Here is an 18461-nt window from a genome sequence, read left to right on the forward strand (position 1 = left end):
GCCGGCGCGAGCGACCGCGGCCCCCGCGACGCGAGGAGCCGGAACCGTTCCCGCCTGCCGTGGCAGCCGCAGGCTCGCCGCCGGGCGCGGCGTTGGTGTTGCTGGCCTTCGGGCTGGCCTCGTTGTGGTTAGTCATCCTGGTTAATCGTAGTAGACTAACGTGCGTGAATTTTCAGGACACTCAGCTAATTGGCGTTATGGCGCGGGCAGAATCCGCGATTGCCCAACTCAGTGACCTGTTGAGCGGGCTGGTGGAGAGCTTCGCAGCGCGCGGCTTCCCGCTCTACCTGGTAGGTGGTTCCGTCCGGGACGCCCTTCTGGGGCGCCTGGGCAATGACCTCGACTTCACCACCCCGGCCCGCCCCGACGTCGTCCAGGAGATCTTGGAAGACTACGCCGAGAAGGTCTGGGACACCGGCATCGCCTTCGGCACCGTCTCCGCGGTCTACCGCGGACAACAGATCGAGATCACCACCTTCCGTGCGGACTCCTACGACGGCGACTCCCGCAACCCGGAGGTCGTCTACGGCGACACCCTGGCCGGGGACCTGGTCCGCCGCGATTTCAAGATCAACGCCATGGCGGTTGAGCTCAAGGCCGACGGCGGCCGCGAATTCCACGATCCGCTGGGCGGCCTGGAGGATCTCGTTGCCGGGATCATCGACACCCCGGACGCGCCGGAGATCTCCTTCCACGACGATCCGCTGCGCATGCTGCGCGCTGCCCGCTTCGCCTCCCAGCTGGAATTCCACGTCGCCGACCGGGTCTTCGGCGCCATGCAGGACATGGCCGGCGAGATCCGGCGTATCACCGTCGAGCGCATCCGCGTTGAGCTGGACAAGCTGGTCGGTGGTACTGCGCCGTGGGTGGGTATCGACCTGCTGGTTGATACCGGGATCGCCGAGATTGTTATCCCGGAGATCCCCGCCATGCGCATGGCCCCGGACGAGCATGCCCAGCACAAGGACGTCTACGCCCATTCCCTACAGGTCATGCGGCAGGCGATGGATCAGGAAGAAGACGGACCCGACCTGGTCCTGCGCTGGGCGGCGCTGCTGCACGACTGCGGCAAGCCGGACACCCGGGACACCACCGGCGGCAAGGTGACCTTCCACCACCACGAGGTGGTCGGCGCGAAGCTGGTGCGCAAGCGCCTGCGCGCCCTGAAATTCCCGAAGGCCATTACCCAGGACATCGCGCAGCTGGTCTACCTGCACATGCGCTTCCACGGCTTCGGCGAGGGGCAGTGGACGGATTCCGCCGTGCGCCGCTACGTCACCGACGCCGGCGCGCTGCTGCCGCGCCTGCACAAGCTGGTGCGCGCGGACTGCACCACGCGCAACGAGCGCAAGGCGCGCCGCCTGCAGCGCACCTACGATCACCTGGAGGAACGCATCCAGGAGATCCGGGAAAAGGAAGACCTGGCCCGCGTGCGCCCGGACCTGGACGGCAACGAGATCATGGAGATCCTGGGGCTGAAGCCGGGGCCGGAGGTGGGCCGCGCTTGGTCGTTTTTGAAGGAACTGCGCCTGGAGCAGGGCCCGCTGCCCCGCGAGGAAGCGATTGCAAAGCTACGTGCTTGGTGGGAGTCTGGTAGTTAATGTACGCGGACCGACTATTTAATGCCCTCGAACGCAACGACCCGGAGCCCGGCCAACTGCTGGTAGCAGCCCCGGGCATGTTCTCTGCCGAGTTTGCCCGCTCGGTCATCCTGCTCATCCAGCACGACGACTACCTGACCTTCGGCGTGAACCTGACGACCCGCAGTGAGCTGGCGGTCTTCAACGTGCTGCCGGAATACCTGCCGTTGGTCGCCAAGCCGCAGGCCCTCTACATCGGCGGCCCGCTCAACCAGCAGTCCGTGGTGGGCCTGGGCATGACCAAGCAGGGCGTGCGCTTCGAGGATCACCCGCAGCTAAGCCGCCTGGCCCCGCGGCTGGCGCACGTGGACATGCGCGCCGACCCGGAGTTTCTGGCGCAGACCCTCGACGGGATGCGGCTGTTTGCCGGCTACGCCGAGTGGGCTCCGGGCCAGTTGCAGCAGGAGATCGACCGCGGCGACTGGTTCGTCGCCCCGGCGCTGGCCCAAGACGTGTTAACGCCCGGCCCGGCCGATCTGTGGGCGGACGTGATGAAGCGCCAGCCCATGCCGTTGCCGCTGTATTCCACCTTCCCCGCCGACTTGGACGACAACTAGAATATTTCTCTGTTTTCTGGGGCGGCGATGGGCCTGCCGCCGCTACGATAGGCGCATGCACGCTGATGTTCGCCAGGGATTGAAGGACACCTGGACCGTAGCTTTGGGCCTGGTTCCCCTGGGCCTGGCCTTCGGTGTCCTGATCATCCAAACCGGTTTCGACTGGTGGTGGGCGCCTATCTTTTCAATTGTTATCTATGCCGGCTCCATGGAGTTTTTGGCCATCAGCATGGTTACCTCCGGGGGGGCCGGTCTCCGCAGCGCTGACCGGCTTCATGGTTAACTTCCGCCACATCTTCTACGGGTTGAGCTTCCCCCGGCACCGCATCTCCTCGATGGGCGGGAAGGTCTATTCCACCTACGCGCTGACGGATGAGACCTACGCTATCGTCTCGGCACTGCCCCACGACTCCGCCCTGACCGGGCGGAGGATACTTACCATCCAGCTTTTCGCCCAGTTCCTCTGGGTGGGCGGCGGCGTGGTGGGCGCGGTGGCGGGCCAGGCCATACCGGACAACGTGCAGGGGATGGAATTCGCGCTGGTGGCCTTGTTCGTGGTGCTGGCGCTGGATTCCTTCCGCAACAACCCGGACTTTTCCCTGCCGGTGGTTGCCGCCCTGCTGGGAGTTCTGGCCGTGGTCATCACGCCCAACCAGGTGCTCATGGTGGCCTTGATGGCCTATTTCCTGTTCTTGCTGGCCCGGGTGTATTCTCCGCGCTTTGATGGGCTCATCGAGTGGCGTCGCCGCGGCGCCGACGGGCCGGGAGGTGAACGCTAATGCCAGCCGGCGTGAGCTTATCCATGATCCTGGCCGTGCTCGTCCCGGTCTGCGTTGTGACGATCCTCCTGCGGCAGATCCCGTTTAGCTTCGTTCGGGCGCTGCGCGGCAGCGATCTGGTCGGCGTGCTGGGTCGGACCATGCCGGTCGGCGTGATGGTGGTGCTGGTGGTCTACACCATCGTCGGGCAGTCTTCGGTCCAGGGCGGCATCCTGGCCGCCCTGCTGAGCGCGGCCGTTACCGCAGGCCTGCACCTGTGGCGGCGCGAGTCCGGCCTGTCCATCCTGGGCGGCACCGCCGTTTACATGGTGCTGGTGAATTTCGTCTTCTAGAGCCCCGGATGGCGCAGCTGGGCCTCGACCCAGAGGGACTCGAAGTCCGCCGAGTTAAGGTATTCGGCGTCGATATCTGGGTAGGACGCGTACGTGTCCGGGTGTGGCACGGTGCTGTTGGGCTTGTCGATGCTGCCCACGCGTTTATCGCCCCTGACCGCGCCGGCGATCTGCCCGTCCGGGGTTTGCGCGATCAGACGGTGGATGCGGCAGCTGCGGGCGTCGAGTTGCTGCATCTCGGCCACGTGGATGGCGGTGCCGGCGCCGGGGATGCTCAGCGTGGTCTTGACGTAGAGCAGCGCTTTTTCGCTGCCGGTGGTCTCTGCGGAAGTCATGGCACTCAAGTCTAATGCCTAGCCCGCCCGATGTTTAACGTGCCTCGGCCGCAGGCTCCTGGCGGGCGTAGCGAGCGGCCAGCCACGAGCAGACCATCAGCTGGACCTGGTGGTAGATCATCAGCGGCAGGATGAGCAGCCCCAGCTGCCCGCCTCCGGTGGCGAAGATGACTGAGGCCATCGGCAGGCCGGTGGCCAGTGATTTCTTCGAGCCGCAGAATTCGATGGCGATGACGTCGGGGCGCGCGAAACCAAGCCGGGCACTCACCCAGCGGGTTAGCCACAACACGGCGCTGACCAGCGCTACGGCGAAGGCGATGAGGAAGAACAGCTGGCCTATCCCGATGTCGGACCAGATCCCTCCGACCACGCCGGAGGAAAAGGCGGAGTAGACCACCATCGCGATGGAGCCGCGGTCCACGACCTTGGTGGCCTTGTGGGCTGCGAAGTTCTTCATCCAGCGGCGGGTCAGCTGCCCCAGGACGAAGGGTAGGAGCAACAAGAGGGAAATTTCCAGAAAGACCGAGGAGTCGATGTGGATGCCGTGGCCGGCGCCCATGCACAGCATCACCAGCAGCGGGGTGAGGATGACTCCGGCGAGGTTAGACAACGAAGCAGAGACGATGGCGCCCGCGACGTTTCCGTGCGCAATGGAGGTGAAGGCGACAGAGGATTGCACCGTGGACGGGACCAGCGTCAGGTAGAGAATGCCCAGGTAGAGCTCGTCGCCCACCACGAAGGACAACGGCCGCAGGGCCATGCCGATGAGTGGGTAGACTACGAAGGTGGCCGCCAGAATGGTCAGGTGGAGCTTCCAGTGCTTCAGGCCCGCGAGCGCCTCCCGGGTGGATAGCCGCGCGCCGTAGAGGAAGAAGAGTAGCGCGATCGCGATGTTGGTGAGAGCCGCGAAGACCTCGGCGAATTGTCCCCGGGCGGGCAAGACGATCGCGATAAGGACCGCCGTGACGATCAGAACGATGAGCGGATCTAGTCGGCGCAGTGCGTTGAGCATGTACCGCAGTTTACGCCCCGCCTTCCCCTCGTCGGCGGGGTTTCACGTGAAACTTTAGACGGTCTTCACGGTGGTGCCGTCGTCCTCTACGGAGATCTCTTCGAGCGGATCGCGGCCGGGCCCGGAGACGACCGAGCCGTCGGTGATGTCGTACTCGGTGTAGTGAGAGGTGCAGATGACATGCGAGCCCTCCACCTCGGTGATGGGGTTGCCCTGGTGAGGGCAGGTCTGCGAGTAGGCCTTGAAGAGCCCCTCCTCCGGCTGGGCGAAAATCACGTTGTCGACGATGACGGCGGAGCCGACCGGGATCTCGGTGGCGGCGATCTCTGCCGAGGCCTGCTTGCCGCAGGCGGCGAGGTAGGCGCCAGCGAAGGTGGTGGCGGTCCCGAGCAGGAACATGCGACGCGAACACTTCATAGTCATGAACCCTACTCTATCCCTCGGCTGGCGGGGAGACTATTTACGGCAGGCTATCCTTGCGTCGCCCCGGGCATGCCCGGGGAGCTATCCGGGCGGCAGAAAATACAAAAAGGCCCACCACTATGTTTTTGTCACAGTGACAATAGTGGTGGGTGTTATACCCTACCCGCGGTGGGGTCGTAGGCCGGGGATCGGCTACTGATCCGCGCGGTTGGCTGCCTGGCGGACGGCGTCGAGATCGATCTGCGCGGGCGTGGCTTCCGCCGGGCTGTCGCTGCCGCAGCCGCCGGTGCCGCAGTTGCAGCTGTCGCCGCACCCCTCGTCGGCGTTGTTGGCCTGATCCCACAGGAACGCCGAACGCGCGCCCAGGTTGGCGCCCACCGACAGGGTAATGACGGCGATGATGGCAGTTGCCACCGGGATGAGCCACATCCAGCCGGTCGCGGTCAGTGCGACGATCCCGCCGAAGGCGAGCGCCACTCCCCCGAGGAACCAGACGGGGCCGGCGACGGCGTGCGCGGCATCCCAGGCCTCGCGGGACTTGCGGACCTCCTCGACGCGCAGGCCCACAACCGAGTTACCCGGCAACTTGCGAGCGGTGGCGAGGGCTCCGACCACGATCAAAACCGCGGCGAGGATGAGGATGATAATACCGAGAACGACCATGCCTCATATCCTAACCCGCTAGGCCGGGCGAGCAGCAATTGTCGGCGGGTGCACTTAGCTATCCCCCCTTCCGACGGGTCATACCCGTTGGGTACACTCTAATTCAGGTCGATCGATAGAAAATATTTGGTGATTGGCCCGCTGTCTTTGAAAGTCTCATCCTGTGCACCGTCGAACCGGCGGTGCACAGGATATAAAAATAGTTAGTGACATCATGAAACTGAAAACACTGAGCCAGAACCTGTTGTTCCGGATCGCCGTGGCCATCGTGCTGGGAATCGGCTTAAGCTTTATTGCGCCGGAATGGCTGGGCCGGGTCTTTGCCACCTTCAACGGGCTCTTCGGCAATTTCCTTAACTTCTTCATCCCCGTCCTGATTTTCGCGCTTATCGCCCCCGCGATCGCCGCCCTTGGCCGCGGTGCGGGCAAGTGGCTCGGGGTCACCGCCGGCATCGCCTGGGGCTCGACCATCATCGCGGGCCTTCTGGCCTATGGTGTCTCCCTGCTGGTCTACCCGTGGATGCTGGCCGGCCAGACCATCGATACCAACGTCTCCGATATCGATGCGGGCGCGCTGGAACCCTACTTCGAGGTAGAGATGCCCGCGCCCATCGAGGTCATGACCGCCCTCTTGCTGTCCTTCTGCATCGGCGTGGCCATGACCCAGGTCAAGTCCGACAACCTCTACAACGTCACCAAAGAGCTTGAGAACGTAGTGATCAAGGTCATCTGGGGCTTTGTCATCCCGCTGCTACCGTTCTATATCTTCGGCATGTTCCTGGATTTGGGCATGAACGGCAACCTCGTCGACGTGCTCGTCGCCTTCGGCAAGGTCCTCCTGCTGTCCGTCGCCATGACGCTGGTCTACCTGGTCATCCAGTACCTCATCGCCGGCGCGATTACCGGCAGGAACCCGTTCAAGGCGCTGAAGAATATGCTGCCGGCCTACGCCACCGCGCTGGGTACCTCCTCCTCGGCCGCCACCATCCCGGTGACCCTGGAAAACGCGCTGAAGAACAACATCTCCAAGCCGGTCGCCAGCTTTGTGGTCCCGCTGTGCGCGACCATCCACATCGCGGGTTCGATGATCAAGTTGATGCTCTACGCCTTCGCCATCATCTACCTGACCGGCATGGACGTCAGCTTCGGCGCGGCCATGGGATTCATGGTCCTGCTGTCTATCACCATGATTGCCGCCCCGGGCGTGCCCGGCGGCGCGGTCATGGTCGCCGTCGGCCTGCTGAGCCAGAACATGGGCTTCGACGACAACCTCGTCGCCCTGATGATCGCCGCCTACATCGCCGTCGACTCCGTGGGGACCGCGGCGAACGTCACCGGCGACGGCGCCATCGCGATGATCGTGGACAAGTTCGCCCGTGGCAAGGTCAACGCGGAGGGCGAGCCTGCTAACACGGAGGCCGCGCGCCCGGTCGCCCAGGACGAGCGGCCGTAGCCGGAGGCCCTGAGCCCAGTTGGGCAAAACTGTTATCCTGGGTAAATGACCCATCATCGAATACGCTTATTGCGTTGGGTTTCCCTAGTCCTACTGGTCCTCGGCCTGGGCGTGAGCGCCCTAGGCGGCGTGGACCAGCCGGAATCCGCCACGGCCACCGCGCCGACCGGCATGGATTCCACCACGGTTGCCGAGTTACAGGAGAGGTACTCAGCCCAGAACTCCGACGGCGCGTCCGGCAGCACCGCGCTGGTTTACCTCAAGTCCGCGGAGCCGCTGGACCTGCCCGTCCTCAAGGAAGTGACCTGCCAGTGGGGCGAGGCCCTCATCCCCAGCGAGGACGGCACCGCGGCACTGCTGCCCGTCACCGTGAATGCGGGCACCGCCTCGGAAAACGCTGAGGAAGTCGAGAAGCTCCGCGCGGATATCAACGCGGAGATGCCCGGGGGAGTTTCCGCCCAAGCCACCGGCCCCGCCGCCATCCAGGCGGATCTGGCCGGCGTCTTCGAGGGCGCGAACTTCCTGCTGCTGGGCGTGACGGCGGCAATCGTCGCCTTCCTGCTCATCGTCACGTACCGCTCCCCCATCCTGTGGATCCTGCCGCTGGCCGTCATCGGCGTCGCCGACCGCACCGCGGCCACCGCGTTCACCTATGCCCTCGACGCCTTCGGCCTATCCTGGAACGAGTCCACGGCCGGCATCCTGTCGGTGCTCGTCTTCGGCGCGGGCACGAACTACGCGCTGCTGCTTATCTCCCGCTACCGCGACGAGCTGACCGGGACCGCGGACCGATTCACCGCCATGGCGCGGGCGTGGACGCCGACGGCTAAGACTGTCTCCGCCTCCGCGGCTACCGTCATCGTGGGCGTGGCCTGCCTCCTGTTGTCGTCGGTGCCTACTACCCAGGGCCTGGGTGCGGCCGCCCTCGTCGGCATCTCGATCGCCTGGCTCTTCGCGCTTTTCGCGCTGCCCGGCTTCCTGGCCCTGTTTGGTCGGTGGATCTTCTGGCCGCGCATCCCGCGGGAAGGCGACACCCCGAACCACGGCGTGTGGGCGAAGGTGGGCTCCTGGGTGTGCCAGCGCCCGCGCAAGGTCGTGGCCGTGGCCCTGCTGGTGCTCGGCATTTGCTGTACCGGGTATTTCCAGACCAACACCGGGCTGACCCAGTCCGAGCAATTCATCGACACCCCGGAGTCCATCACCGCCGCGGAAGAGCTCAGCCGCGACTTCCCGGATCAGTCGGCCACTCCACCGGTGGTGGCCACCCAGGATGTGGAGCTGACACAGGAGCAGCTGCAGCAGATGGGCGCTAGCGGGCGCGAACAAGGCAGTGTTGACGGTTGGACCCTGCTGCAAGTCAGCGGCGCGGACTTCCAGGAGTTGCGCGGCGAGCTCGACGGCGCGCTCGTGGGCGGCCCGGACGCGGAGCTCGCCGACGCGGAGACCGCAGCTGCCGACGACCGTCAGGTCATCTTCCCGCTCGTTCTCGTGCTGATCTTCGTCGCCCTCGTGGTCATGCTGCAGGCCCTAGTGGCCCCGGCCATCATGATCGCCTCGGTCCTGCTAACCAATATCGCGGCGCTGGGCCTGGGCTGGTGGGTATCCCACTACCTGCTGGGCTTCAACAACTTCGACTCCACCACCCCGCTCTACGCCTTCGTCTTCCTCGTCGCCCTAGGCGTGGACTACACCATCTTCCTAGTGACCCGCGCCCGCGAGGACGCCGCTAGGGAAGGCACCTCCTCTGGCATCTACACCGCCCTGGCCGCGACCGGCGGGGTCATCACCTCGGCCGGTATTCTGCTGGCCGCGGTCTTCGCCGCCCTAGGCGTACTGCCGCTGGTGGTGCTGGCCCAGATCGGCGTTATCGTGTGCATTGGCGTCCTGCTCGACACCCTCATCGTGCGCACCCTGGTCGTGCCCGCGGTGGTGCAGTTGCTGGGCGAACGCTTCTGGTGGCCGGCCCGCCCGGCCAAGAACGCGAGCGGCCAGTCTCCTGCCCCTTCCCCTACTGACGACGCCGATGGCTTTGCTCGGCCAGTCAGCGGCAGCAGCGACTAAAAAATAACCACACCGCCGGTCCTTCTCGGACCGGCGGTCTCTTTGTGTCTTCTGGTCAGTACTGCGTGCCTGTGCCTAGCGGCGGGTGGCTGCCTTCATCGCGGAGACATACTCGCCAAGTTTGGCGTCGAGTGCTTCTCGGTCGGTCACGCGGGCCGGCGAGTGCTCGTTGCCCGGATCGGTGCGCTCGACGTATTCGTTGATGATCTGGGTGATGGCGGAGCCTGTGATGGCACCGGAAGCCCCAGCGGCAATGGCATCCCGGACGTGCTCCGGCTGGGAGATGCCGAAACCGAGCAGGACCGGCGGACCGTCGTGGCGCGCGACGTTGTGTACGACCTCCTCGAGTCCGAGCGTCTCGGAGGTGCGCTCCGTACCGGTTACGCCGTCGCGGGAGATGGCGTAGATATAGCCCTCGGAAAGCGCTGCCACGCCGGCCAGGGTGGCATCGGTGGCGCGGGCCGGGGCGATGAAGATGGGATCGATGCCGGCCTTTTTGGCGGACTCTGCGAAGGGCTCGCCCTCTCGCACCGGAACGTCCGGCAGCAGGATGGAATCCGCGCCGGCGTCGTGGAACTCCGCGTAGAACTTGTCGCGGCCGCGGGTGAAGGCGACGTTGCCGTAGATGAGCATGCCGATGGGCAGCTCGGGGAATTCGGCGCGGACCTTACGGATGGCCTCCAAAGCCTGGTCCACAGTGGCGCCGCCGTCGAGGGCGCGGATATGGGAGGCCTGGATGGTCGGGCCGTCGGCCACCGGGTCGGAGAACGGCACGCCCAGCTCGAGCGCGTCGGCACCGGCATTAACGACCGTGCGGATGGTGGCCAGGCAGTCCTCGGAGTTCGGGTCGCTGAGCATAATGAAGGGAACGAAGGCCCCCTCGTTGCGCTCAGTGAGGGCGGAAAACATCTGTTCGTAGCGGTTGGCGGTCATTTTTAGTCCTCCTGGTTCAGTTGCAGTTTGGGGTGGGCCTTCAGGGTGGCGCGCACGTGGTCGATGTCCTTGTCACCGCGGCCGGATAGGGAGACCAGGATGGTGATGTCCTCGTCCTTGCGCTTGAGTGCGTAAGCCAGGGCGTGGGAGGACTCGAGGGCCGGGATGATGCCCTCCTTCTGGCTCAGCAGCTGGAAGGCGTGCAGGGCTTCGGCGTCCGTGATGCCGACGTACTTCGCGCGGCCGGTGGCGGACAGGTGGGCGTGCTGCGGGCCAACGCCCGGGTAGTCCAGGCCGGCGGAGATGGAATAGGATTCCTCGACCTGGCCGTCCGCGTTGCGCATGAGGTAGCTGCGGGCGCCGTGGAGGATGCCCACGGTGCCGTTGTTGATGGTCGCGCCGTGGTGGCCGGAATCCAGGCCCTCGCCGCCGGGTTCGGCGCCGACGAGTTCCACTCCTTTTTCATCGATGAAGTCGGCGAACATGCCGATGGCGTTGGAGCCGCCGCCCACGCAGGCGACCACTACGTCGGGCAGGCCGCCGGTGCGCTCGAGCATCTGAGCCTTCGCCTCGGTCGAGATGACGCGGTGGAATTCGCGCACGATCGTGGGGAAGGGGTGCGGGCCCGCCGCGGTGCCCAACAGGTAGTGGGATTCGTGGAAGGTGGCGGTCCAATCGCGCAGGGCCTCGTTCACGGCGTCCTTGAGTGTGCCCGAGCCGGTGTCGACCGGGACCACCTTCGCCCCCATGAGTTCCATGCGGTAGACATTGGGCTGCTGGCGCTGGACGTCTTTAGCGCCCATGTAGACCACGCACTCCAGGTTGAGCAGCGCGCAGGCAAGCGCTGTGGCGGTGCCGTGCTGGCCCGCGCCGGTCTCTGCGATGATGCGAGTCTTGCCCATGCGCTTAGCCAGAAGCGCCTGGCCGATGACCTGGTTGGTCTTGTGGGCGCCACCGTGGACCAAGTCCTCGCGCTTGAGGAAGATGCGGGCCTTGCCGCCCAGCTTGGTCGCTTCGGTCAGCGGGGTCGGGCGGCCCAGGTAGTCCTTGAGATAGCCGGCCAGCTCCTCGTGGAACTCCGGGTCGTCCATCGCTTCGACGAAGGCGGCCTCGAGCTGGTCGAGGGCCGGGATGAGGGACTCGGGCACTAACTGCCCGCCAAACTCCCCGAAATAGGCTGGGAGGATGGTCTTTTTGGTTTCACGTGAAACTTCCGCCATGGGAATCTCCTTTTGTCTTGTGTGCTTGTATGTTCTGGTTGGGGTCTAGCTGTTTAGGGGTGTTGCTTCGGTGTTGGAGCGGATTTCCTGGAAGGCGCGGGCGATAAGCCCGGTGTCCTTGCGGCCCGGTCGACTCTCGAGCCCGGAGTTCAGGTCCAGTCCGCGGGTGCCGACCGCCAGCGCGGCCGCCAAGTTGGTGTGGTCGATGCCGCCGGCGAGCAGGCTGCGTTCCTTCACCGCGTCGGGGACATCCGACCATCGGAAGGTTTGGCCCGTGCCGCCGTGGCCGGAGTCGAGGACCAGGAGGTCGGCCTCGCGGGAGAGGTCTTCGGCGAGGGCGGAGTGCTCGGGGTCGGTCATGGCGACGGCGCGCCAGACCTCCGCTCCCCCGGCCTGCTCCCGGGCCTTGGCGATGAGAGCCCGCTCGCCGTCCAGGCTGCCCTTGTACGGCGCCTGCACCTGGATGGCGCGTACGCCGGGGAGGGCGAGCTCGGCGAAGTCGTCTTCGCGGCGGCTGACAGCCACGTAGCGGAGGCCCGGCTCGGCGCTGATGATCTTTTTCGCGGTTTCACGTGAAACATTCCGGGGGCTGGCCTCCTCGAAGATTAGGCCGCCGTAGCAGACGCCGGCGGCGCGGGCCGCCTGGGCGTGCTCCGGGGCGGTGAGGCCGCAGACCTTGTGGGCGCCGTAGACCATCTCGCGGGCCGCCTGGTCCACGTCCGGCTGCGCGGACAGCTGGGAGCCGACCAGGAAAGCGTTGGCGTGCGCGCCCAAACGACGGACTGTGGCGTGGTCGCGGATACCGGATTCGGAGACCACCACCTTGCCCGGGGACACCAGGCTGGCCAGCCGCTCCGTGCGGCTCAGGTCGATGCTTAGGTCGTGGAGGTTCCGGTTGTTGATGCCGATGATATCGACGCCGAAGTTCTCCGCGCGCTGGACCTCCTCCGGGGTGATCGCCTCGGTGAGTACGTCGAGCCCGAGATTGTCTGCGAGCGCCTTGAGCTCGGCGAATTCCTTGTCGTTGACGATCGACATCATGAGCAGGATGGCGTCCGCCCCGTAGTAGCGGGCCGCGTAGACCTGGATGGGGTCGACGATGAAGTCTTTGCAGAGCACAGGCAGGTGCGTGGACAGGGAGACGGTCTGCAGGTGGTCGTAGTCTCCGCCGAAGTAGTCGGGCTCGCACAACACCGAGATGCCCGCGGCGTAGCGCGAGTAGATGCGGGCCATGTCCCCGGGGTGATAATCCGAGCGGATGAGCCCCAACGACGGCGAGGAAGACTTGCACTCCATGATGAAGCGGTTGCTTCCCTTAAGGGACTCGTAGAGCGAGCGCTCGGAGCGCGGCAGCGCGGAGATATCCACGTGGGCGAGGCGCTCCCGGATTTCCGGCAGGTGCCTCCGGCGGTTCGCCACGATGTTCTCCAGCACCGTGGGCAGGGCCCCGGAAGGATTCGCAGAAGAAGGATTACTGGGCATAGTCGGCCTTCTCGTGCTTGGCCAACCATGCGTCGACCTCGCCAGAGGTCATCAGCTGCTGGGCGCGGGCCACGCCTTCGGCGATGGTTTCGTCGTGGCCGTCCAGGTAGAACATGGCGCCAGCGGTGGCCGCGATAGCGTCGAAGTGGGCCTCGCTCCCCTGCCCCGCGAAGACGGCGCGGATGGCGGCGGCGTTGTCCTTGCCCTCGCCGCCAACCAGGTCGGCCAATTGGTGGCGGCCGATGCCCATGTCCTCCGGCGTGAGCTCGTAGTGGGTGATCTCCCCGTCGCGCAGCTCCCAGACCAGCGTGGTGCCGTGGGTGGCGATCTCGTCGGTACCGGCACCGTGGACCACCAGGCCGCGGCGGCGGCCGAGCTCCTTAAAGACTTCGGCGATGAGCTGGCCCTGGTCGGGGTTGGCTATGCCCATGATCTGGAATTCTGGGCGGGCCGGGGACAGCAGCGGACCCATGGTGTTAAAGAGCGTGGAGACCCCCAGCGCCTTGCGCACCGGCTGCACGTGCGCGACGGCCGGGTTGTAGGCCGGGGCGAAGAGGAAGGTGAAGCCGGAAGCCTCGAACTGGCGCACGGCGCGCGGGGTGTCGAGGTCGAGCGGGATATTCAGCGCCTCCAGCACGTCCGCGGAGCCGGACTTGGAGGAGACTGAGCGGTTGCCGTGCTTGACCATCTTCACTCCCCCGGCGGCGGCGACCAGCGACGCCGCGGTGGTGATGTTGATCGTGTTGGCGCCGTCGCCGCCCGTACCCGCGGTGTCCATGAGGCCCTCGCCCGTGATCGGGAACGGGTAGCCCACCTTGAGGAAGGCCTTGGCCGCGCCGGCCACGTCCGCGAAGGTCTCTTCGCGAGTGCGGATGTGCGTAAGAAGTGCCGTGATCTGAATGTCGTCGTAGTCGCCGACCGCCAAGGGGGCGAAGGCCTCCATAGCCTCCTCCACCGTCGGTTCGTAGTTGTCGAGGAATTGCTGCAGAATCCTGCGGGATTCGTTGTTTGTCATGTACTGGACTCCTTGAGTGATAGTTCTAAGTCTTTAGGGGGTGGTTGCTTCGGGATAGCATCGCCCTAGTCGGGGCTGAGTCGGGCGATGCACCTCTCCAGGATTAGCGGGCCGGTCGGGCTCAGGATAGACTCGGGGTGGAACTGCAGGCCTAAGATGGTGCCCTCCGCGTTATCAGCGGCCATGGCGACCGGACCGATGGCGGTCTCCGTGGTGGCCAGGGGCCGCAGCGGTTCTGGGAGCTTTCGGCAGCCCAGGGAGTGGTAGCGCGCGACCGGCACGGCCGCCGGGTCGGCGTCGGTGCCCAGCCCGGCGAAGAGCTCGCTGGCGGTACCTTCCTCGTTCAGCTGCATGGGAACTGACTGGCCGTGGACGGGGCCGCAGCGCTCGACGTCGCTGCCGAAGTGCTCGCACAGGGCCTGGAAGCCCAGGCAGATGCCCAGCAGTGGGATGCGGCCGGCGGCGCGCTCAACGAATTCCATGAGGTTGCCCGCCTCGCGCGGGTGGCCTGGCCCCGGCGAGAGGCAAAGGACGTCCGGTTGGGTCTCCAGGACCGCGTCGACGTCCACGGTGTTGCGGAAAACGTGCACGTCGTAGGCGCGCAGTGCGTCGGTCAGGCTGTAGACGAAGGAGTCGTGGTTGTCGATGACGGCCACGGTGGGGCGCTTGTCGCTCATCGGATAACCTCCAATTCGGCGTGGTGGGCGGTGGCGATGGCCTTCAGCACGGCGAAGGCCTTGTGGACGGTTTCATCGGCCTCGGCCTGGGGCGAGGAGTCCCGCACCACCCCGGCGCCGGCCTGGACGATGGCGCGGGAACCGCGAATGAAGGCGGAGCGAATGGCAATGCAGTTGTCCATCACCCCGTCGCCGCGGAGGTAACCCACTGCCCCGCCGTAGGAGCCGCGCCGGGTCCCCTCGGCGTTGCGGAGCAGCTCCGTGGCCTTGAGCTTCGGCGCGCCCGAGAGCGTGCCCATGTTCATGCACGCGCGGTAGGCGTCCAGGGCGTCGAGGCCTTCGTCCAGCTGACCCGTCACGCGGGAGACTAGGTGCATCACGCGGGAGTAGCGGTCAACCTGCATCAGCGCGGAGATCTTCCGGGTCCCCGGCACGCAGACGCGCGCCAGGTCGTTGCGGGCCAGGTCAACTAGCATGGTGTGCTCGGCTAGCTCCTTGGAGTCTGTGCGCAGGTCCAGTTCATTGCGGACATCCAGCTCTTCGTTGAGGCTGCCGTCCGGGTTCAACCCGCGGGGGCGAGTGCCGGCGATGGGATACAGCTGCAGCTCGTGGGTCTCCGGGTTGTACTTCAAGTTGGACTCCGGGGAAGCGCCGATAAGCTCGTAGTCGCTGCCGCGCACGTAGAACATATAGGGCGAGGGGTTCGCTGCGCGCAGTTCTCGGTAAGCGGCGAAGGCGTCCGGGCAGGGGATGCTAAAGGCCCGGGCCGGCACGACCTGGTAGATATCGCCGGCGTGAACGTGCTCCTTCATCTGCTCGACGATGGCCCGGAACTCCTCGTCGGTGCGGTCCGCCCGCGCCTGGAAGGTGGTGTTGGGCTCTCCCACCGTGGAGGTCTCCCGCTGTAGGGTATCCCTAACGCCGTGGACGCGGCGCACCAGCTCGCCCAGCTGCTGGTCGACCTGGCCCTCATCAACCCCCACCACGTGCAGGTGAGCTTCGCCCGCCTGATGGTCGACGTGCAGCAACTCTTGGGCCACTATGAACTCGTAGTCCGGGTAGGTGTTAGCGCCGTCCGCGACGGCAGGCAGCTCTTCGAAGCCGGCGAGGTAGTCGAAGGCGAAGCCGCCCGCGACGAAGGGAAGCATCCCGTCGCTGTAGCCGGCGTCCGCCTGGAGAGCCCGGAGGACGGAGACCGTTGATTGCCCGCGCAGTCGCTCCCGCTCGTCAATGGCCGTGGAGCGGCTAAAGCGGAACGTGGCCTGAGCAGCGGACTCGCTTAGTAAACGGTGGGAAAACTGCTCCTTCAGGCGCGAGACAATCTGCTGGCCTGCCGCAGTGAGGGCGGTGGCGGTGACTTCATCGTCCTGGCAGACCACCTTGGCGGCGGCGGTGAGGACGGCTAGGGAATTGAGGCTGTCCTTGGACTGGATGTCCGCGGATTCCAGCAGGAGGCTGTCGTGCGGCGTGCTGAGCTCTTGGAACACGGCCGCGGTGTCGCCGTGAAAAGCCAGCGTCTGGCTAGCGGTTACTAGCGTCATTGAAGACCTCTCTTGGGGGTCGAAGGTGTGGAAGCGGTGGGAATTTAGCTTTACCGCGAGCAAGAGAGGTGCAGAAACACCACTAGGCCCGCGCTAAGCGGACCTAGGACATGACTAGAAGCTGGTGGTCCGCTACGTTAAGCGAGCCACCACTGGGTGTTGAGTGTGTTCTGCTTCATGAAACCTATACTATCGTAGAAACTCCGGATGGTGGGAGCGAATCGGGAGATTTATTTATTCCGGGCGGGCTCTTGGGTCTCCGCCGGCCGTAGGCGCCACAGATGCACGGTCACGCAACTGGCGATGATGATGAACACTACCCAGACGATGGGCTTGTTGATCAAGGCGGCGGAGACGAGGATGCCTATCCACATGATGCTGAGAGTGCGGACCTTGTGGCGGGTACTCATCTGGCCCGACTCGTAGTTGCGGAGGTAGGCGCCGAAGACCCGGTGGTGGTAGAGGTAGGCGTGGAAGCGTTCGGAACTGCGGGCGAAGCAGAACGCGCTCAACAGCAGGAAGGGTGTCGTCGGCAGAAGGGGCAGCACTACCCCGATCGCCGCCAGGGCCACGCTTACCCAGCCAAGACCAATGAGTAACGCCTTCCGCATAGTTGCCACCCTAGCGGATGTCCTCCCCCGCCCACCATTTGCCAAACGTGGGATCAGAGTCGCAACAAAGCGTTACCGACGTCACCAAGGGATAACGTCACAGTGACTATAAGGATGCGAGTGAGTGTCCCTCCTCGATTCGTTTCCGAAGGTGTGATCGGGGCCGCATTTTTCTAGACAAGTGTAGAGTGGCGATCGGAAGGGAACCTCAATTAGTAGTTTAGGAGTGGGACATGGCAGTTAATGTGGAAGAGCTTCTCAGTCGCGTACCGAAGGGTTTGCTGATCTGCGGGGAGTGGCGCGACTCTAGCGACGGTTCCACCTATGAGGTGGAAAACCCCGCCACTAAGGAAGTTATCGCCACGATGGCCTCCGGATCCTCGGCGGACGCCCTGGCGGCTTTGAACTCCGCGTGTTCTGTCCAAGACAAGTGGGCCGCAACGTCCCCGCGGGAGCGCGCCGACATCTTGCGCCGCGCCTTCGAGCTCGTCCACGAGCGCGCGGAAGACTTTGCCAGCTTGATGACCCTGGAGATGGGCAAGCCCTTGGCCGAGTCCCGCGGCGAGGTTACCTACGGCGCGGAGTACCTACGCTGGTTTAGCGAGGAAGCCGTGCGCGATTACGGCCACTCCTCCCCCGTCCCGGAGGGCACGCTGCGCATGATTACCCGCCGCAAGCCGGTGGGGCCCTGCCTGCTGATTACCCCGTGGAACTTCCCGCTGGCCATGGCGACCCGCAAGGTCGCGCCTGCCGTGGCCGCCGGCTGCACGATGGTGCTCAAACCAGCCAAGCTCACCCCCCTGACCGCTCAGTACTTCGCCAAGACCATGGAGGACGCCGGCCTGCCCGCGGGCGTGCTCAACGTTGTCTCCGGGCAGTCCGCCTCCACGATTTCCAACCCCCTGCTTGCCGATGCCCGCCTCCGCAAGGTGTCCTTCACCGGCTCCACCGCAGTCGGCCGCTCGCTGCTTAAGTCGGCATCCCACAACGTGCTGCGCACCTCGATGGAATTGGGCGGCAACGCTCCCTTCATCGTCTTCGAAGACGCCGATATCGACCAGGCCGTCGAGGGTGCCATGGGCGCTAAGATGCGGAACATGGGTGAGGCCTGCACTGCCGCCAACCGTTTTTTCGTCCACGAATCCGTCGCAAGGGAATTCACGCGCAAGCTGGCCAAGCGGATGGGCCAGCTGAAGCTCGGCAACGGCCTAGACGAGAAGACAACCTGTGGTCCGGTCATCGAGGAAAAAGCCCTCAAGAACCTGGAGAAGCTCGTCGAGGACGCCGTCTCCAAGGGCGCGACCGTGGAAACGGATCAGCGCGCCGTGAAAAAGCCGGGCTATTTCTTCCGCCCCACCGTCCTGAGCAACGTATCCAGCCGTGCCCGCGTGATGCGCGAGGAAATCTTCGGGCCCATCGCCCCCATCATGACCTTTCGCTCGGAGGCCGAGGTCATCGAGCTGGCCAATGACACCGAGTATGGTCTAGCCTCCTACGTCTACTCTGAGGATCCCGACCGCCTCTGGCGCCTTGCCGACGGCCTGGAATTCGGCCTGATGGGCTTTAACTCCGGCGTCATCTCCAATGCTGCCGCCCCCTTCGGCGGCGTGAAGCAGTCCGGATTGGGCCGCGAGGGCGGCGCCGAGGGCATCGAAGAATACACCGAGGTCCAGTACCTGGGCATCCGCGATCCCTACGCAAACCAGGCCTAGCTAGGGTCCAGCCCA

17 protein-coding genes and 1 pseudogene are annotated in these 18461 nt (G+C 65.3%); 7 read left to right on the top strand and 11 right to left on the bottom strand.

Annotated features, from left to right (window positions below; translation table 11 throughout):
* Positions 1 to 164 precede the first annotated feature (164 nt).
* From HMPREF3067_RS05605 to HMPREF3067_RS05620, 4 genes and pseudogenes are all read left to right on the top strand, one after another.
* Complete coding sequence (locus tag HMPREF3067_RS05605; protein WP_070768749.1) at positions 165 to 1601, top strand: CCA tRNA nucleotidyltransferase; 1437 nt, start codon at positions 165 to 167, stop codon at positions 1599 to 1601.
* Positions 1601 to 2197 (top strand): YqgE/AlgH family protein, encoded by a 597-nt coding sequence (locus HMPREF3067_RS05610; RefSeq protein WP_070768750.1) that lies wholly within the window; start codon positions 1601 to 1603, stop codon positions 2195 to 2197. The genes HMPREF3067_RS05605 and HMPREF3067_RS05610 overlap by 1 nt, the downstream gene beginning before the upstream one ends.
* Before the next feature lie 55 nt (positions 2198 to 2252).
* Positions 2253 to 2976: pseudogene (locus HMPREF3067_RS05615) on the top strand (AzlC family ABC transporter permease).
* On the top strand, positions 2976 to 3308 hold the full coding sequence (locus tag HMPREF3067_RS05620; protein ID WP_070768751.1) for a branched-chain amino acid transporter permease: 333 nt from the start codon (positions 2976 to 2978) through the stop codon (positions 3306 to 3308). Before HMPREF3067_RS05615 ends, HMPREF3067_RS05620 begins: the two are co-directional and overlap by 1 nt.
* On the opposite strand, the gene HMPREF3067_RS05625 is transcribed toward HMPREF3067_RS05620, so the two are convergent.
* The 4 genes from HMPREF3067_RS05625 to HMPREF3067_RS05640 all read right to left on the bottom strand — a co-directional run bounded on the left by HMPREF3067_RS05625 (position 3305) and on the right by HMPREF3067_RS05640 (position 5741).
* Positions 3305 to 3643 (bottom strand): hypothetical protein, encoded by a 339-nt coding sequence (locus tag HMPREF3067_RS05625; protein ID WP_070768752.1) that lies wholly within the window; start codon positions 3641 to 3643, stop codon positions 3305 to 3307. The two genes, HMPREF3067_RS05620 and HMPREF3067_RS05625, sit on opposite strands and share 4 nt — an antisense overlap.
* Before the next feature lie 34 nt (positions 3644 to 3677).
* Positions 3678 to 4655, bottom strand: a complete 978-nt coding sequence (locus HMPREF3067_RS05630) for a bile acid:sodium symporter family protein (RefSeq protein WP_070768753.1) — start codon at positions 4653 to 4655, stop codon at positions 3678 to 3680.
* Positions 4656 to 4709: 54 nt separating this feature from the next.
* Complete coding sequence (locus tag HMPREF3067_RS05635; RefSeq protein WP_141759337.1) at positions 4710 to 5054, bottom strand: Rieske (2Fe-2S) protein; 345 nt, start codon at positions 5052 to 5054, stop codon at positions 4710 to 4712.
* Between the two features lie 216 nt (positions 5055 to 5270).
* On the bottom strand, positions 5271 to 5741 hold the full coding sequence (locus HMPREF3067_RS05640; protein ID WP_070768755.1) for an SdpI family protein: 471 nt from the start codon (positions 5739 to 5741) through the stop codon (positions 5271 to 5273).
* 214 nt (positions 5742 to 5955) lie between these two features.
* On the opposite strand from HMPREF3067_RS05640, the gene HMPREF3067_RS05645 reads away from it, so the two are divergent.
* Positions 5956 to 7194 carry a dicarboxylate/amino acid:cation symporter gene (locus HMPREF3067_RS05645; RefSeq protein WP_070768756.1) on the top strand — a complete coding sequence of 413 codons (1239 nt, stop codon included), beginning with the start codon at positions 5956 to 5958 and terminating at the stop codon, positions 7192 to 7194.
* 69 nt (positions 7195 to 7263) lie between these two features.
* Positions 7264 to 9255, top strand: a complete 1992-nt coding sequence (locus tag HMPREF3067_RS05650; RefSeq protein ID WP_070768757.1) for an MMPL family transporter — start codon at positions 7264 to 7266, stop codon at positions 9253 to 9255.
* Positions 9256 to 9330: 75 nt separating this feature from the next.
* On the opposite strand, the gene trpA is transcribed toward HMPREF3067_RS05650, so the two are convergent.
* The 7 genes from trpA to HMPREF3067_RS05685 form a co-directional block, all read right to left on the bottom strand.
* On the bottom strand, positions 9331 to 10188 hold the full coding sequence (trpA, locus tag HMPREF3067_RS05655) for a tryptophan synthase subunit alpha (RefSeq protein WP_070768758.1): 858 nt from the start codon (positions 10186 to 10188) through the stop codon (positions 9331 to 9333).
* Positions 10189 to 10190: 2 nt separating this feature from the next.
* On the bottom strand, positions 10191 to 11408 hold the full coding sequence (trpB, locus tag HMPREF3067_RS05660; RefSeq protein ID WP_070768759.1) for a tryptophan synthase subunit beta: 1218 nt from the start codon (positions 11406 to 11408) through the stop codon (positions 10191 to 10193).
* Between the two features lie 45 nt (positions 11409 to 11453).
* Positions 11454 to 12890, bottom strand: coding sequence for a bifunctional indole-3-glycerol-phosphate synthase TrpC/phosphoribosylanthranilate isomerase TrpF (gene trpCF / locus HMPREF3067_RS05665; RefSeq protein ID WP_070768760.1), 1437 nt, complete (start codon positions 12888 to 12890; stop codon positions 11454 to 11456).
* Positions 12880 to 13905 (bottom strand): anthranilate phosphoribosyltransferase, encoded by a 1026-nt coding sequence (trpD, locus tag HMPREF3067_RS05670; RefSeq protein ID WP_070768761.1) that lies wholly within the window; start codon positions 13903 to 13905, stop codon positions 12880 to 12882. The genes trpCF and trpD overlap by 11 nt, the downstream gene beginning before the upstream one ends.
* Positions 13906 to 13970: 65 nt before the next feature.
* Positions 13971 to 14582, bottom strand: a complete 612-nt coding sequence (locus HMPREF3067_RS05675) for a glutamine amidotransferase-related protein (protein WP_070768762.1) — start codon at positions 14580 to 14582, stop codon at positions 13971 to 13973.
* A complete protein-coding gene (locus HMPREF3067_RS05680) occupies positions 14579 to 16123 on the bottom strand; it encodes an anthranilate synthase component 1 (RefSeq protein ID WP_070768763.1) in 1545 nt (514 codons plus the stop codon). The genes HMPREF3067_RS05675 and HMPREF3067_RS05680 overlap by 4 nt, the downstream gene beginning before the upstream one ends.
* Positions 16124 to 16353: 230 nt before the next feature.
* Positions 16354 to 16734 carry a YbaN family protein gene (locus tag HMPREF3067_RS05685; RefSeq protein ID WP_070768764.1) on the bottom strand — a complete coding sequence of 127 codons (381 nt, stop codon included), beginning with the start codon at positions 16732 to 16734 and terminating at the stop codon, positions 16354 to 16356.
* A gap of 233 nt (positions 16735 to 16967) precedes the next feature.
* Here HMPREF3067_RS05685 and HMPREF3067_RS05690 point away from each other — a divergent pair, with 233 nt between their 5' ends.
* Positions 16968 to 18446, top strand: coding sequence for an NAD-dependent succinate-semialdehyde dehydrogenase (locus HMPREF3067_RS05690; protein ID WP_070768765.1), 1479 nt, complete (start codon positions 16968 to 16970; stop codon positions 18444 to 18446).
* The last annotated feature ends 15 nt before the right edge of the window (positions 18447 to 18461 follow it).

Source organism: Corynebacterium sp. HMSC04H06 (assembly GCF_001815935.1).
GTDB lineage: Bacteria > Actinomycetota > Actinomycetes > Mycobacteriales > Mycobacteriaceae > Corynebacterium.

What these genes read in the sequence shown, in the direction of transcription:
- HMPREF3067_RS05675 (WP_070768762.1), bottom strand. Translation starts at nt 14,582, where the DNA reads ATGAGCGACAAGCGCCCCACCGTGGCCGTCATCGACAACCACGACTCC.
- HMPREF3067_RS05685 (WP_070768764.1), bottom strand. Translation starts at nt 16,734, where the DNA reads ATGCGGAAGGCGTTACTCATTGGTCTTGGCTGGGTAAGCGTGGCCCTG.
- HMPREF3067_RS05680 (WP_070768763.1), bottom strand. Translation starts at nt 16,123, where the DNA reads ATGACGCTAGTAACCGCTAGCCAGACGCTGGCTTTTCACGGCGACACC.
- HMPREF3067_RS05610 (WP_070768750.1), top strand. Translation starts at nt 1,601, where the DNA reads ATGTACGCGGACCGACTATTTAATGCCCTCGAACGCAACGACCCGGAG.
- trpA (WP_070768758.1), bottom strand. Translation starts at nt 10,188, where the DNA reads ATGACCGCCAACCGCTACGAACAGATGTTTTCCGCCCTCACTGAGCGC.
- HMPREF3067_RS05690 (WP_070768765.1), top strand. Translation starts at nt 16,968, where the DNA reads ATGGCAGTTAATGTGGAAGAGCTTCTCAGTCGCGTACCGAAGGGTTTG.
- HMPREF3067_RS05625 (WP_070768752.1), bottom strand. Translation starts at nt 3,643, where the DNA reads ATGACTTCCGCAGAGACCACCGGCAGCGAAAAAGCGCTGCTCTACGTC.
- HMPREF3067_RS05620 (WP_070768751.1), top strand. Translation starts at nt 2,976, where the DNA reads ATGCCAGCCGGCGTGAGCTTATCCATGATCCTGGCCGTGCTCGTCCCG.
- HMPREF3067_RS05640 (WP_070768755.1), bottom strand. Translation starts at nt 5,741, where the DNA reads ATGGTCGTTCTCGGTATTATCATCCTCATCCTCGCCGCGGTTTTGATC.
- trpB (WP_070768759.1), bottom strand. Translation starts at nt 11,408, where the DNA reads ATGGCGGAAGTTTCACGTGAAACCAAAAAGACCATCCTCCCAGCCTAT.
- trpD (WP_070768761.1), bottom strand. Translation starts at nt 13,905, where the DNA reads ATGACAAACAACGAATCCCGCAGGATTCTGCAGCAATTCCTCGACAAC.
- HMPREF3067_RS05630 (WP_070768753.1), bottom strand. Translation starts at nt 4,655, where the DNA reads ATGCTCAACGCACTGCGCCGACTAGATCCGCTCATCGTTCTGATCGTC.
- HMPREF3067_RS05635 (WP_141759337.1), bottom strand. Translation starts at nt 5,054, where the DNA reads ATGTTCCTGCTCGGGACCGCCACCACCTTCGCTGGCGCCTACCTCGCC.
- HMPREF3067_RS05645 (WP_070768756.1), top strand. Translation starts at nt 5,956, where the DNA reads ATGAAACTGAAAACACTGAGCCAGAACCTGTTGTTCCGGATCGCCGTG.
- trpCF (WP_070768760.1), bottom strand. Translation starts at nt 12,890, where the DNA reads ATGCCCAGTAATCCTTCTTCTGCGAATCCTTCCGGGGCCCTGCCCACG.